The organism is Providencia lanzhouensis (genome assembly GCF_050469745.1).
Lineage (GTDB): Bacteria > Pseudomonadota > Gammaproteobacteria > Enterobacterales > Enterobacteriaceae > Providencia > Providencia lanzhouensis.
The window spans coordinates 1,054,164-1,069,248 of sequence record NZ_CP174123.1 but is presented as its reverse complement, the minus strand read 5'-3'; the positions used below and the strand labels follow the sequence as shown (position 1 = coordinate 1,069,248).

The window sequence follows — 15,085 nt, the reverse complement described above, 5'->3', positions numbered from 1 at the left end:
TCGATTGAAATAAGAACGGCAGCTTCGGCTGCTGTTTTTTTGATAATTTTAATCGTGATTTGAAATGCAGTGGGTTTGAAGATGAATCAGAGTGTGGGGATAGTTTTGAACTTTTTCTTTTAAAATTCATAACCTAAAATTTTACCCAAAAAAAGTACCGGCTATTTACCGTGTTGATAGCCAACTCTCTCAGTCTCCCTCAATATAGTTATTTTGGCAATCCTTTTACCTGCCTTTTTTAGCCAAAATCACACTTCAAGTGGGTACCCCCTTCCCCATAATTTAAGTGTGATCTAGATCAATTTTTTATTCCTAGATATCGGTATTCTGAATTCATCAAAGACGGAAACAATGAGAGGTAACTATATGATAGTTAACATTACTAGCAAACAAATGGACATCACACCAGCAATTCGTGAACACATTGAAAGCCGTCTAGCAAAACTCGATAAATGGCAAGTTTCCTTAATTAGCCCCCATGTGGTGCTATCGAAAGAGCCTCAAGGTTTTATGGTTGATGCCAACATAAAAACCGCTACCGGACAGTTGGTAGCAAGTGCTAAGCATGAAGATATGTACGTTGCAATAAATGACCTTATCAACAAACTCGAAAGACAGTTAAACAAAGTGCAACATAAAGGAGAATCAAGAAGGGCAACTAATAGTGTAAAAGAAGCGAATCTAGAAACGTTGTAATCAGTTGCGTTTAAGTAGTTACGTTATATTTTTATATTATCAATCCACTTATCTTGAAACCTTCCAAACGCGCTCATCATGGGCGCGTTTTTACATTCTGCGCTGTTTTTTGTTGACTTCTCATTCACTATCATGTCTATTTGAATAACTTCACTCGAAAGGATTTCCCATGAAACTAAATACTGTTTTCTTTTTCTTCTTTAGCCACTCACATTAAGGGGCTTTTGTCGTTCGAGAAAAAAAAGAAGACAATATTTTAAAGCCCCCTACCTAGGGGGCTTTTTTATTCACTGATGTTTGATAGGGTCGCAGAATGGAAAATAGCACTAATTTACTGAAAGTCCGTGAGAAAATTAGCCAGTTAGACAGTGAACTCCTTGGGCTTCTTGCAAAACGTCGAGGCTATGCAATTGAAGTTGCTGAAACCAAAATCGATGATAACCGCCCAATCCGTGACAAAGAGCGCGAACGACAATTACTCGATGTATTAATTAATAAAGGCACACCTCTGGGTCTTGATGGTTTTTATATTACACGCTTGTTTCAGATGATCATTGAGGATTCTGTCCTTACTCAACAAGCTATCTTACAAAAACATTTAAATCTGACACCAAGTGATACCGCAAGATTTGCATTTTTAGGACCTAAAGGTTCTTATTCCCATGTTGCCGCGCGTCAATATTCAGCTCGTCATTTTGATCAACTGGTTGAATGCAGCTGCCATAAGTTTCAAGATATCTTCTCACTCGTTGAAAGTGGTCAAGCAGATTACGGTATTTTACCTATCGAAAATACCAGCTCAGGGGCAATAAATGATGTTTACGATTTACTGCAAAATACATCATTGTCCATTGTCGGTGAAATTCGTTTGCCAATTAACCATTGCTTGTTGACCACGCCAGGTAGTGAATTAAGCAAGATTGATACAGTTTATAGCCACCCTCAGCCCTTCCAGCAATGTAGCCAATATTTATCTCAGTTCCCTCATTGGAAAATTGAATATTGCGACAGCACATCTACAGCAATGCAAAAAGTGGCAGAACATAATTCCCCTAATGTTGCTGCATTAGGTAGTGAGGCTGGCGGAGCATTGTATGGCTTAACGGTTTTGGAACATAACTTAGCGAATCAGCAAATTAATATGACTCGCTTTATTGTTGTGGCTCCACGATCGATTGAAGTAACTGAACAAGTTCCAGCGAAAACGACGTTATTGATCACAACAGGTCAACAAGCCGGTGCATTAGTGGATGCTTTAATTATCTTAAAAAATAATAAGATAGTGATGAGTAAATTAGAATCTCGCCCAATTAATGGTAAGCCGTGGGAAGAGATGTTTTATGTAGATGTTCACGCTAACTTGCGTTCAGATAATATGCAACAAGCACTGAAAGAATTAGCTGAGATCACCCGCTCAATTAAAATTCTTGGCTGCTACCCATCTGAAAATATCGTTCCTGTAGAGCCAGAAAAAATGACGCCTTAATTTTGGCTCAAAAAAATAACACAGGTCATTAGCCTGTGTTATTTTTATTAATTACGATTTCTGTCAATCACGATTTTTGTATTGTCGCGCTGAGTTTAAAGTAATTAACCAGCTCTTGAAGGTGGTAAGCTTGGTCATTCAACGAATCTGCCGCTACGACCGACTCTTCCACCAGCCCCGCATTTTGTTGTGTTGTTAAATCCAATTGCCCCACGGCGCTGTTAATTTGTGAAATACCATCGCTCTGCTCCCTACTCGCTTGACCAATTTCACGCAATAACGCATTCATCTCTTCAACACTGACGACCATACCGTGGATCTGCTGGCTAGCTTGTTCAACCAATTCCATACCTTCTTGGGTTTGTGAAGAGGAGTTTTCGATTAATGAACGAATATCACTGGCCGATGCAGCACTTTTTTGCGCCAATAATCTCACTTCACCCGCTACTACCGCAAAACCACGACCATGCTCTCCTGCCCTTGCTGCTTCAACAGACGCGTTCAAGGCTAAGATATTCGTTTGGAAGGCAATAGAGTCGATTAAGTTAATAATATCCGTCATTTTTTGAGATGAACCATTAATTGCGCGCATTTTATCGGTTAGCTGAACCATCATCTGACCATTGTTTTTGACTGTCACAGCCGTATTGTCAGCTAACATTGTCGCTTCATGGGTATGTTCTGTGGTGTTCTGTACCGTGGATGTAATTTGCTCCATCGAACTTGCCGTTTGCTCAACAGAAGCCGCTTGCTCTTCCGTTCTAGCGGCTAAGTTCTGATTACCCGCAACAATTTGCCCTGCTGCCGCAGAAATACTCTCAGATCCATTTTGAACTTCTTGGACAATCTCAAGTAGGTGCCCTTTCATTTCACTGAGCGATTCAAGTAAGATCCCAGTTTCATCTTTAGATTGCGCTTGAATATTTTGGGTCAAATCACCACTGGCAATTGATTTAGCAAAATCAACCGCTTGCTCTAAAGGTTTAGTGATAATACGCGTGATGTACCACCCCATAACGCAGCCCACAACAATGCTAATGATTGATAAAAATGCCAATAAAACACGATTTGCTTTATAGTCATCTTCCACCTGATAACCCGTTTCTTGCATCAACATATTTTGGATGGCTATCAGGTTTTGGACTTGCTCACGATATTCTCGCTGAATAGCTGATGTTTTTGTCATCATCATTTCAATCGCAGCTTGACGATTTCCCTGATTCATAAACTCCATCATCTGTTGCTGAGTACTAATAAATTTAGCTCTCACCTCTTGGATATTATCAAGCACTTCACGAGAACGGCTATCAGTTATACTTCGATCCAACTCATCCAACAGATCAGAAATATTTTGGCTAATTTTAACTAGCTCTTCCTTGCGTTTTTCACTCCCTCGGTCATCCAATAAAATCAATTCTTGGATACCAATATAAGAATAAAAATTATCCATCACCGAGTTTGCATTAGCGGTTATTGGATAACTTTTAAAAATGACGTTCTGAATGCTTTCATTTGCTCGATTCATATTTACTAATGAAAACAGAGAACTTAAAACAATTAGCGTGATGAAAACGCCAAACGCGATAGTTAATTTCAAACTAATTTTGAGGTTCTTAAAAGACATAGGTTTACCACACTTATCATCATTTAATGATTAGTGTTATCGGTCAATGGCAAGGGATCTTTATTAGATAAATCGTTTAATTTATAAATATCGATATTATAAATTGATTAATTTCTAATTAATTGGTGGATAAACCTACTTAAGGAAGAAACTCAATTATAAATTTAGGATAAACTACAGAAATAAGTACAATTACTTATTTATTATAAATATTAATAATGGAAATGCATTTAGCACTTTTAGCATAAAGATAGCCATTACCCTTTTTCATCGATTTATAGAGTAATGGCTAAAAGAAATTATTTACGGTTATCGTTCGCCCGCTGTAATAGAGACTGGCTTTCTTTCATAAAATGATGTGCATCTTCACCAAACCACTGGCTGACTTGCTCAAATTGTCGAATAAATTCAGCTTTATCTTTGCGCTCCAGCATTTCAATGGATTTCCCCAAAAGCTGGTAATAACGGCGGATCAATTCAACATTTTCGTCCGAAGACATGATGATATCTGCATACAATTGTGGATCTTGTGCAAACAAGCGCCCTACCATTGCCAATTCAAGACGATAAATTGGGGAAGAGAGATCCAACAACTGTTGTAGATCAACCTGCTCTTTCGCTAAATTTTGCCCATAAGTAAACGTCGTAAAGTGGCGTAACGCCTGAATAAAACTCATATTACGATCGTGTTCTTCAGGCTTAATCGCTTTCAAACGTGCGCCCCAAACTTGCAGCTGCTCCAGCAGCCATTGGTAAGACTCCGCCTTTCGCCCATCACAGAATGCAAAAACTTGCTTGGCAACACTGCCAATATCAGGACCAAACATCGGATGTAATCCTAATACTGGGCCTTGATGTACAGACAGCATAGCCTCGAGTGGCTTTTGCTTCACAGAAGCAATGTCTACTAAAATTGTTTCTGGGTCTAAAGTAGGCAAACGTTTAATGACATCAACAGTGAGGTGGATAGGTACACTAATCATCACCACGCTTGCACCAGAGACTATCGAAGCCGCATTATCCCAATCCTGCTCACCCAGCAATTTAACCTGATAGCCAGAAAGGGAAAGTAGACGATGAAATAACCGCCCCATTTTCCCATTCCCACCGACGATCACAATCGGACCGGCGGTAGAGTTCAGTGTTTTAAATCCTTTGTCATTTTCGCGCGCATAGGACTCACGCATGATCCGTCGAAGAATATCTTCAATCAGATCAGGCGGGATCCCCATTCGCTCCGCTTCTGCTCGGCGAGCCGCCAACATACTAGATTCACGCTCAGGCACATAAATAGGTAATCCGTGCTGGCTTTTGACTTCACCAACTTCAGCCACTAACTGAAGCCGTCTGGCGAGCAAATCTAATAATGACTTATCAACTTCATCAATCTGTTCCCGTAAATGGGATAATTCAGCAGACATACCAATCCCTTGCTCAGCTCACTTTGCTTAATTTTTGCCCGCGCTGCTCAAGCACTGGTGATAATGCTTGGTGTAATTTACGCAACACAGACTCAGTTTCTTCCCAGTTAATGCATGCATCTGTCACCGAAACCCCGTATTTCATATTTTCACGTGGCTGTTCTGATGACTGGTTGCCTTCATTAATATGGCTTTCAAGCATAATACCTGTAATTGATTCATTACCATTAACAATTTGATCGATAATTGAATCAACCACCAGTGGCTGACGACGAAAATCTTTATTTGAGTTACCGTGGCTGCAATCCACCATTAATGATGGTTCTAGCCCGGCTTTTTTCATTTCAGCTTCACAAGCCGCAATGCTTTGCTCATCATAGTTTGGTGTTTTACCACCACGTAAGATCACATGGCCATTTTTATTACCGCTGGTATGCAGTAAGCAAACTTGACCGGATTGGTTGATTCCCATAAAGCGGTGCGGCATTGCTGCAGCTTTTAACGCATTGATGGCGGTAGATAAACTGCCATCTGTGCCGTTTTTAAAACCCACTGGCATTGATAAGCCGGATGCCATTTCACGGTGAGTTTGGGATTCCGTGGTTCTCGCTCCGATTGCTGACCAACTGAATAAATCACCTAAGTATTGTGGGTTATTAGGATCTAACGCTTCTGTCGCCAGTGGTAATCCCATATTCACTAAGTTGGTCAATAAATCGCGGGCAATATGCAGCCCTTTTTCCATTTCAAAGCTGCCATCCATAAATGGATCGCTAATTAAGCCTTTCCAACCCACGGTTGTACGTGGTTTTTCAAAGTACACACGCATCACAATATATAAGCTATCACTTAACTCAGCAGCAAGCTTCTGTAAACGCTCACCGTATTCGATGGCAGCATCTACATCATGAATTGAACAAGGACCACATACCACGAGTAAGCGCGGGTCACGCTGATGAATAATATCAGCAATCACTTTACGCGATGTCGCAATGGCATGCAGATTGCTGTTACTCAATGGATATTTTTGTTTCAGACTTTCAGGGGTGATAAGAACCTGCTCGTCTTGAATATTCACGTTATTGAGTACATCTTTTTGCATGATCATTTGATTACCTACTTATTAGCTTATTATTTGTTAGTGATGTTATTTATCGATCTTGTGTTTGGTGCGTGAGAGATAACATATCATGCATCGTAAAGATTTCAATCCAAAACCGTAAAATAATTCAATTACATGTATACAAAAATTTACACTGTTTTATATGATTGAATTTAAATAATATTATAGAATTCAAAGAGAATGAGTTCATATTAAAAAGCAAAAAACGAACAAAAATTGTAAATATAAATTTACGAAATGAGATTTATTGAACGGTATATTCTAAATAGTTCGAGCTGTGGCTAGGCGGTAAAATGAAGACAGTGCAGGGAGCATACATAAGTATGTGACCTGCGTGGCTGAATGAAGCCAACACCGCCACAACGCGAAATATGACGAATATAAAAAAGGCCCGCAGATGCGGGCCTTTTAACTTTCGGATGTAGCGAAAGCGTATTACTTGGCGTTCAGACGCTCTTTGATACGAGCTGCCTTACCAGAACGCTCACGCAGGTAGTACAGTTTAGCTCTGCGAACAGCACCACGGCGTTTAACAGCAATGCTATCTACGACTGGAGAGTGAGTTTGGAATACACGCTCAACACCTTCGCCGTTAGAAATTTTACGAACAGTGAATGCAGAATGCAGACCGCGGCTACGGATAGCGATAACCACGCCCTCAAATGCCTGCAGACGTTTTTTAGAGCCTTCTACGACCCATACCTTAACTTCCACGGTGTCACCCGGACGGAATGAAGGTACGTCCTGCTTCATCTGCTCTTGTTCAAGTTGTTTAATAATGTTGCTCATAATAACTCTCTTACCCTAGGTAAACTGATATGTTTAGACAATTAATTGTCTGGATTCACTGGTTGCTCAGCCTGAAATTCCCGTTGGAACTCAGCTAGCAACATCCTCTGCTCGTCAGTCAGAGCTAGGCTTTCTAGAAGCTCAGGTCTTCTAAGCCAGGTACGACCGAGTGACTGCTTCATGCGCCAGCTATCGATCTTGGCATGGTTTCCTGAAAGTAGTATGTCAGGAACTTGCATGCCGTCTAACACCTCTGGTCGGGTATAGTGAGGACAATCTAACAAGCCATCAGCAAAAGAATCTTCTTGAGCTGAAGCTTGATGACCTAATACTCCAGGAATAAACCGAGAGACTGAGTCTATCAACACCATAGCAGGGAGCTCCCCGCCACTGAGAACGTAATCACCGATTGACCATTCTTCATCAATTTCGGTTTGAATGATCCGCTCATCAATACCTTCATAACGACCACAAACCAGAATTATTTTCTCATTTGTTGCCAGTTCACAAACTCCGTCTTGACCGAGTTTGCGACCTTGAGGTGAAAGGTAAATCACTTTTGCACCATCACCGGCCTCAGCTTTTGCTGCGTGGATTGCATCTTTTAACGGTTGCACCATCATCAGCATGCCTGGACCACCACCATAGGGGCGATCATCAACGGTTTTGTGTCTATCGTGAGTAAAATCTCGCGGATTCCAACACTCAACCGTTAGCAGGCTATTTTTCACTGCCCGACCAGTTACCCCGTACTCGGTTATTGCGCGGAACATTTCGGGAAACAGGCTAATTACCCCAATCCACATGATTTATCCCACTCATAAAAACCGGTAAACCGGAGATTTAAAAACCAGGATCCCACTCCACTTCAATAGTTTTGGTGGAGAGATCGACTTTCTTGATAACCTGCCCATCAAGAAACGGAACCAACCGCTCCTTGATGCCAAATGCATCTTTTAAATTTGCCTTGATGACGAGAACGTCATTCGATCCCGTTTCCATCATATCAATGACAGTACCAAGGTCGTAGCCCTCAGACGTCACTACATGGCAGCCCATAAGGTCTTTCCAGTAGTATTCGTCGTTGTCCAAATCAGGAAGTTGGGTTGAATCAACCGCAATTTCAAAATTGGTCAATAGAGCAGCTGCATCGCGGTCTTCGACCCCTTTGAGCTTGACGATGATATCTTTGTTATGATGTTTCCAATCTTCTATTTCAATATGTTGCCATTGACCAGAGCGTTGGATAAACCAAGGTTGATAATCAAAAATACTTTCAGCATGTTCGGTGGAGGAAAAAACTTTGAGCCAACCACGAATACCGTATGCCGCGCCTAATTTGCCCAATACAATTGGGTTCGCAGGAGGCAGTAGTTTAGTTTGCTTGCTCATTGTTACCACCGTGACAGATTAAGCTACTTTTTTAGCTTGTTTGACCAGTTGTGCAACACGGTCAGAAACAGTTGCGCCTAAGCCAACCCAATGCTCAATACGGTCCAGGTCTAAACGCAGTTCTTCTGCTTGACCTGCAGCGATCGGGTTGAAGAAACCGATACGCTCAATGAAACGACCGTCACGCGCATTGCGGCTATCGGTTACAACGATTTGGTAGAACGGACGTTTTTTAGCGCCGCCACGAGATAAACGAATTGTTACCATAACATCCTCATTAGTTAACAAAACAACCAGACTCCATCGAGGGATAGAGTCCGGCTGTCATATAAAAAGCCCGAAAAGTTTACTCACTTTGACGCAAAAATCAATCAAAAGTACACTTTTGTTTCAGGCTTTATTGCTTAACGCCCCGGAAAACCCGGAGGCATCATACCCTTCATACCGCGCATCATCTTGGCGAGACCGCCTTTTTTCATCTTTTTCATCATGCGCTGCATATCATCAAACTGTTTTAAGAGCTTATTAACCTCTTGTACTGTGGTTCCAGAACCCGCAGCAATACGACGCTTACGCGATCCTTTGATAATCTCTGGTTTTTCGCGTTCTTTACGCGTCATGGATTGGATCATCGCTTCCATACGGATAGTAATTTTGTCATCCATTTGGGATTTAACCGCATCCGGTAACTGGGACATACCAGGCATCTTACTCAACATGCTGGTCATTCCGCCCATATTACGCATCTGTTTTAGCTGATTTAAGAAGTCATTGAAATCAAAGGTATCCCCTGTTTTCAGCTTCTTCGCTAATTTCTCTGCTTCATCACGGTCAACTTTGTGTTCAATCTCTTCAATCAGAGATAACACATCTCCCATACCTAAAATACGTGAAGCCACGCGCTCTGGATGGAATGGCTCAAGGGCGTCAGTTTTTTCGCCAACCCCTAAGAATTTGATTGGCTTACCAGTAATGGAGCGGATAGATAATGCAGCACCACCACGCGCATCACCGTCAACTTTGGTTAAAACAACCCCTGTTAATGGCAATGCTTCGTTAAAGGCTTTCGCTGTGTTTGCCGCATCTTGCCCCGTCATGGCATCAACCACAAACAAGGTTTCAACTGGATTGATTATACGATGGACTTCTTGGATCTCCTCCATCATCGCTTCATCAACATGTAAACGACCAGCGGTATCCACTAACAATACATCGTAGAATTGTAATTGTGCGTGTTTTAAGGCTTTTTGAACAATTGCCGCTGGCTTTTCTTGGACTTCAGATGGGAAGAAATCAACGCCAACCGCTTGTGCTAAAGTTTCTAACTGTTTGATCGCCGCAGGGCGATAAACGTCGGCAGAAACCACTAAGACTTTTTTCTTTTGCTTTTCTTTTAATAATTTACCCAGTTTTGCAACGCTGGTTGTTTTACCCGCACCTTGCAAACCTGCCATCAACACAACAGCTGGGGGCTGAGCAGATAAATTCAGCTGGTGATTCTCTTCACCCATTGCGCGGGTCAGTTCATTTTGAACAATTTTAATGAACTCTTGACCCGGTGTTAGGCTTTTATTAACGTCTTGACCAACGGCACTTTCTTTGACTTTTTGAATAAATTCACGGACGACTGGCAAAGCAACGTCGGCTTCCAGTAACGCCATGCGAACTTCGCGTAATGTATCTTTAATATTGTCATCAGTCAGACGTCCACGCCCGCTGATATTGCGCAAAGTGCGCGATAGTCTGTCAGTTAAATTATCAAACATGTGTCTTAGCTCAATTCTGTTATGGGCCTATATGTAGCCTTATTTGGTTACTCGCGCGCTGTATTTCAAGGGCAAACTCAAGATAGCCACGGCACAATTCAACGCTGTGTTGGTCGCCGATTGTATCACACTTGATGGGGTTTCGCTGCTTCGTTTAGTTAGCCTAAATGAGCTATTAGTAAAGAATATACAGCGATACGTCATACCAATAGTTGGAGCCTACACTTGCACGGGTTATACTAGTTAATTACTATCCACTTAAAATGAATAACGACACTATACTATGCCCGTATTTGCAGTCATAGCAGTTTGTACATACATGGTCAGTCTGCTGCTGATCGTTCCCGGACAAGTGCGCAAGCAAGCTCTTTATCGTCGATTGGCTATTTTATTAGCTATCGTGGCGATGGTTACTCACGCAATCACATTGAAATTACAAATTTTTAGTGAAGCCAGCGGGCAAAATCTCACCCTCTTAAATTTAGGCTCCTCTGTCAGCCTCTTAATGTGTTTGATTATGACCGTGGTTTCCTATTTGGGGCGCGCGTGGTACTTAACCCCTATTGTGTATAGTTTCGCGATTATTAACCTGATTTTATCTACAATTATGCCGGGTGAGTTTATTACTCATTTAGAGGCAAGCACCCCATTATTTGTCCATATTGGCTTAGCATTATTAAGCTATGCTACGTTGCTTATCGCGGCGTTATATGCATTTCAAGTTGCCATTATTGACTACCAACTTAAAAACAAAATTCTGAAATTTAGCCCTGATATGCCGCCAATGATGGTCATTGAACGCAAAATGTTTCACGTCACTCAGGTGGGAGTCATTCTCTTGACCTTAACACTGTGCACGGGCTTTATTTATATGGATAACATTTTTGATAAAGAGAATATCCACAAATCCGTACTCTCCGTCATTGCTTGGTTTGTTTACGTTATTTTGCTGTGGGGACATTTTCATGGTGGATGGCGAGGCAAACGCGTCCTCTTTTTCCATGTGGGCGGTTCACTTATCCTTACCTTGGCGTTTTTTGGTAATCGATTGATTCAGCAATTAACCATGGCGTAGAGCCATTTTAGCTTTAAACGGCTGTTATAAAAAAGGAACCTTGTTTTGGATGAAGTATCTACTGGTACTCTAATCATCATACTGATTGTTTTAATTTTTTTATCCGCTTATTTTTCAGCGTCAGAAACCAGTATGATGACGTTGAACCGTTATCGGTTAAAACATTTAGCGAAACAAGGTAATCGCTCCGCTATCCGTGTTGAAAAACTACTACGTCATCCCGACCGCTTACTGGGCTTAGTATTGATTGGTAACAACCTAATCAACATTGTTGCCTCTGCTCTCGCGACCATTATCGGGATCCGCTTATATGGCAATATGGGTGTCGCCATTGCAACTGGCGTGCTCACATTTGTTATTCTGCTATTTGCAGAAGTGATGCCAAAAACCATTGCGGCACTGTATCCAGAACGTATTGCCTTTCCTAGTAGCTTTATTCTTACGCCACTGCAAAAAATCATGCTACCTGTCGTGTGGGCGTTTAATACTATTTCTGCCCTTTTTATGCGTTGCTGTGGGATAAATGTCTCAAATACTCGTAATGATGCGGTCAATAAAGAAGAGTTGCGTACCATTGTTCATGAGTCCAAAAACAAACTCAGCCGCCGTAATCAAGACATGCTGATTTCGATTCTTGATTTAGACAAAGTCACCGTTGGCGATATTATGCTGCCACGTAATGAAATTGTGGGGATCGATATTAATGATGATTGGAAGTCGATTGTTAGGCAGCTCACTCATTCCCCTCATGGACGTATTGTCCTGTATCGTGATTCTCTTGATGATTTGATTGGTATTTTGCGTGTGCGAGAAGCTTATCGATTGATGGTAGAGAAACGTGAGTTCAACAAGCAGAATTTGATCAAAGCCGCCGATAGTATCTATTTCATTCCCAATAGTACGCCACTCAACGTTCAGTTGGTTAATTTCCAGCATAAAAAAGAGAAGCTTGGCATCATCGTTGATGAGTATGGTGAGATCCAAGGTTTGATCACCGTAGAAGATATTTTGGAAGAAATTGTCGGTGATTTCACAACATCAATGTCGCCTTCTCTAGCTGAAGAAGTCATGCCTCAGAGCGACGGCAGCGTCCTTGTGGATGGAACAGCAAACATTCGTGACCTGAATAAAGCATTTGATTGGAACCTTCCTATTGATGGTCCTAGAACCGTTAATGGGATGGTTTTAGAGGTATTAGGTGATATTCCACAGCCTGAAGAACAAATAGTTGTTGGTCACTATGTTATCGAAGTTTTAGTGATCAGCGATAATATTATCAAGCAGGTAAAAATCACTCCGCTCGGTTTTGACTCACAAACCCCTGAATTTTAATTGTTCATTTCAATGGAAAAAGCCTTAAAAACCTGACCAATTGATCGGTGATTTTAAGGCTTTTTAGTCTATCTTTTTCAATAATTAAACGTGAAGCTGGGCAAGCTTTTCTTCTGGCAATGCAAGCTCATCGTTTTTATTGACGAGAATATCCTTCGCAAGCACACTGCGAGCAATTTGCTGAGCTTCTTCAAGAGAGTGCATCTTGTAAGTACCACATTGGTACACATTAAGCTCTGGGATCTTATTTTGATCTTGCACATGCAGCACATCCTGCATAGCAGCCTTCCAGGCGTTAGCAACACGCTGTTCATCCGGTTGACCAATCAAGCTCATATAGAAGCCTGTACGGCATCCCATTGGCGAAATATCGATGATTTCAACACCGTTACCATTAAGGTGATCTCGCATGAAGCCAGCAAAAAGGTGCTCTAGGGTATGTGTTCCTTTTTCTGTCATTGCTTCTTTATTTGGGACTGTAAAGCGTAAATCGAATACAGTGATAGTGTCCCCATGAGGCGTTGTCATCGTTTTCGCTACACGAACAGCAGGAGCAGCCATACGCGTATGATCCACAGTAAAACTGTCTAATAACGGCATTTCATGACCTCCATAAAAATAAAAAAAAATAATTTTGAAAAAAAATGAAACTAATCCAAAAATGCAGAGTCTTAATATGTGAAAGACGCGCAAATTGTTATCATCCCTAATTCTTTAAAAGATTTTTTGTTTGGCCACCTTGTTGTGGCCATTTTCTTTTAGCGTCCAGCGTGGATCTTAAGATACTCTTCAAAGCTTTCGCTCTGATCCTGCTCCATTCGCTTTTGTTTCTCAATTGAAGCCAAACGCGCCTGTTCAAACTGCTCTTCAGTGATCACTTCATAAGGTTCATTAATTAACTGCTGATAATATTTTTCAGCTAATTCTAACCCATAACCACCAATACCTTTTTCCAGCATTTCGTCCATCACCAGCGCTGAATAGGTCAAGTTTGGATCTTCAAACATGGCGACAAACTGATGGCACACATCTTTGTATTTGGCATCACAGCAGGTATCTAAGACTTCAGCCACACGGATCAGATCTTTAAACAGCGTTTGTCCCACTTCAACCAATGGCTTAAGCTCGCTACCACAACCAAAGCCTATCACCTGTTCCGGCTTACGACCTTCAAGGATCACGCGGTTCCAGTTTTTGCGACAGCAATCCAACTCTTGAACATTCATTTCCGGGGCATCTGCAAGCACGCACCAGATGAGAAATAAATCCACAAAGCGAGCTTGGGTTTCATTAACCCCAATCGGACTAAATGGGTTGATATCAAGGGAGCGAACTTCAATATATTCGATACCGCCACGTAATAATGCATCAGAAGGCGATTCATTCCCTTGTGGTACACGCTTCGGACGAATTGGCGCATATAGCTCATTCTCGATTTGTAACACATTAGTGTTCAGCTGAACGTACTTGCCATCTTTTTTCACGCCCAACTTCTCAAATTCAGTAGAAGGCTTATGAATAGCTTTCTTCAGATTTTCCACATATTCATCAAGGTGGTTAAACGTAATATTTAAATCACTCTGAGATTTATTGGTGTAACCTAAATCACTCATTCTCAATGAGGTTGCATAAGGCAGATAATAAGTACCACACTCAGTTTTATTAAAATTCAGTGAGGTTTCTCTGTTCTTCAAGAAAGAGCCGCAAATAGCGGGAGATGCACCAAATAAGTATGGAATCACCCAACCAAAGCGATAGTAGTTTCTGATTAGGCGTAAATAGCCTTCAGAAATTTTTTCCTTTCCGCTTTCTGCGTCTTCAACACCCGCCCACGCCTTCCAAAACTCAATTGGGAATGAGAAGTTATAGTGAACCCCCGCGATGGTTTGCATTAATGCCCCATAGCGGTTTTTTAACCCTTCACGATACAGTGTTTTAAACTGCCCCACATTGGAGCTACCGTATTGCGCCAGCGTGATCTTATCTTCACTTGCAATAAAGCAAGGCATACTTAACGGCCACATTCTTTCATTTTGTAAATGACGTGCCGTATAGCGATGTAGATCTCGCAAAAAAGCCAAGTTGTGGCTAATGCTTTTATCTACAGGAGTAATAAATTCGAGTAAGGATTCCGCAAAATCCGTGGTGATCCATTTATGGGTAAGGGCTTTCCCCAGCTCATCTGGATGCAATGTCTCGGCTAACGCACCTTGAGGTGTCACGCGTAGTGTTTCACGTTCAATACCACGTTGAATGCCATTGAGAATTTCCGGGTGCGCTTCTAACCATGAGAGCGCTTTTGATACGTCCGGGATCAAATCGACCTCCCGCCTGTGATTTAGTTTTATTTTAATAAGGTGATTACTTTAGCTTAAATCACA

At 41.5% G+C, this 15,085-nt stretch carries 14 protein-coding genes and 1 other annotated feature; of the genes, 4 read left to right on the top strand and 10 right to left on the bottom strand.

The window, feature by feature from the left end; all coding sequences use genetic code 11:
• Window positions 1-366: 366 nt before the first annotated feature.
• Window positions 367-696 (top strand): ribosome-associated translation inhibitor RaiA, encoded by a 330-nt coding sequence (gene raiA / locus ACIH2S_RS04860; RefSeq protein WP_036949847.1) that lies wholly within the window; start codon window positions 367-369, stop codon window positions 694-696.
• Between the two features lie 168 nt (window positions 697-864).
• Window positions 865-984: a sequence feature (Phe leader region), on the top strand.
• Between the two features lie 25 nt (window positions 985-1,009).
• A complete protein-coding gene (pheA, locus tag ACIH2S_RS04855; RefSeq protein ID WP_108479418.1) occupies window positions 1,010-2,182 on the top strand; it encodes a bifunctional chorismate mutase/prephenate dehydratase in 1,173 nt (390 codons plus the stop codon).
• Window positions 2,183-2,249: 67 nt separating this feature from the next.
• On the opposite strand, the gene ACIH2S_RS04850 is transcribed toward pheA, so the two are convergent.
• The 8 genes from ACIH2S_RS04850 to ffh all read right to left on the bottom strand — a co-directional run bounded on the left by ACIH2S_RS04850 (window position 2,250) and on the right by ffh (window position 10,297).
• Window positions 2,250-3,806, bottom strand: coding sequence for a methyl-accepting chemotaxis protein (locus ACIH2S_RS04850; RefSeq protein ID WP_154637345.1), 1,557 nt, complete (start codon window positions 3,804-3,806; stop codon window positions 2,250-2,252).
• 299 nt (window positions 3,807-4,105) lie between these two features.
• Window positions 4,106-5,227 carry a bifunctional chorismate mutase/prephenate dehydrogenase gene (gene tyrA, locus ACIH2S_RS04845; protein ID WP_430248196.1) on the bottom strand — a complete coding sequence of 374 codons (1,122 nt, stop codon included), beginning with the start codon at window positions 5,225-5,227 and terminating at the stop codon, window positions 4,106-4,108.
• Window positions 5,228-5,240: 13 nt separating this feature from the next.
• Window positions 5,241-6,335, bottom strand: a complete 1,095-nt coding sequence (locus tag ACIH2S_RS04840) for a 3-deoxy-7-phosphoheptulonate synthase (protein WP_036949837.1) — start codon at window positions 6,333-6,335, stop codon at window positions 5,241-5,243.
• Between the two features lie 450 nt (window positions 6,336-6,785).
• Window positions 6,786-7,139: a 50S ribosomal protein L19 gene (rplS, locus tag ACIH2S_RS04835; RefSeq protein ID WP_036949834.1), complete on the bottom strand. Its 354-nt coding sequence runs from the start codon at window positions 7,137-7,139 to the stop codon at window positions 6,786-6,788.
• Window positions 7,140-7,180: 41 nt separating this feature from the next.
• Window positions 7,181-7,945, bottom strand: a complete 765-nt coding sequence (gene trmD / locus ACIH2S_RS04830; protein WP_036949832.1) for a tRNA (guanosine(37)-N1)-methyltransferase TrmD — start codon at window positions 7,943-7,945, stop codon at window positions 7,181-7,183.
• A 37-nt stretch (window positions 7,946-7,982) separates the two neighbouring features.
• The gene (gene rimM / locus ACIH2S_RS04825; protein WP_036949830.1) at window positions 7,983-8,531 is read right to left on the bottom strand and encodes a ribosome maturation factor RimM; all 549 of its coding nucleotides are present in this window, start codon (window positions 8,529-8,531) and stop codon (window positions 7,983-7,985) included.
• An 18-nt stretch (window positions 8,532-8,549) separates the two neighbouring features.
• Window positions 8,550-8,798: a 30S ribosomal protein S16 gene (gene rpsP / locus ACIH2S_RS04820; RefSeq protein WP_036949828.1), complete on the bottom strand. Its 249-nt coding sequence runs from the start codon at window positions 8,796-8,798 to the stop codon at window positions 8,550-8,552.
• Window positions 8,799-8,935: 137 nt separating this feature from the next.
• Complete coding sequence (gene ffh / locus ACIH2S_RS04815) at window positions 8,936-10,297, bottom strand: signal recognition particle protein (protein ID WP_036949826.1); 1,362 nt, start codon at window positions 10,295-10,297, stop codon at window positions 8,936-8,938.
• A 283-nt stretch (window positions 10,298-10,580) separates the two neighbouring features.
• On the opposite strand from ffh, the gene ACIH2S_RS04810 reads away from it, so the two are divergent.
• Both ACIH2S_RS04810 and ACIH2S_RS04805 read left to right on the top strand, forming a co-directional pair.
• Entirely contained in the window at window positions 10,581-11,372 is a 792-nt protein-coding gene (locus tag ACIH2S_RS04810; protein ID WP_108479420.1) for a cytochrome C assembly family protein, read from the top strand.
• Window positions 11,373-11,417: 45 nt separating this feature from the next.
• Entirely contained in the window at window positions 11,418-12,704 is a 1,287-nt protein-coding gene (locus ACIH2S_RS04805; protein ID WP_108479421.1) for a CNNM domain-containing protein, read from the top strand.
• 84 nt (window positions 12,705-12,788) lie between these two features.
• Here ACIH2S_RS04805 and luxS read toward each other — a convergent pair whose 3' ends face one another.
• Both luxS and gshA read right to left on the bottom strand, forming a co-directional pair.
• The gene (luxS, locus tag ACIH2S_RS04800) at window positions 12,789-13,304 is read right to left on the bottom strand and encodes an S-ribosylhomocysteine lyase (protein ID WP_036949818.1); all 516 of its coding nucleotides are present in this window, start codon (window positions 13,302-13,304) and stop codon (window positions 12,789-12,791) included.
• A gap of 158 nt (window positions 13,305-13,462) precedes the next feature.
• Window positions 13,463-15,022 (bottom strand): glutamate--cysteine ligase, encoded by a 1,560-nt coding sequence (gshA, locus tag ACIH2S_RS04795; RefSeq protein ID WP_108479422.1) that lies wholly within the window; start codon window positions 15,020-15,022, stop codon window positions 13,463-13,465.
• Window positions 15,023-15,085 lie beyond the last annotated feature (63 nt).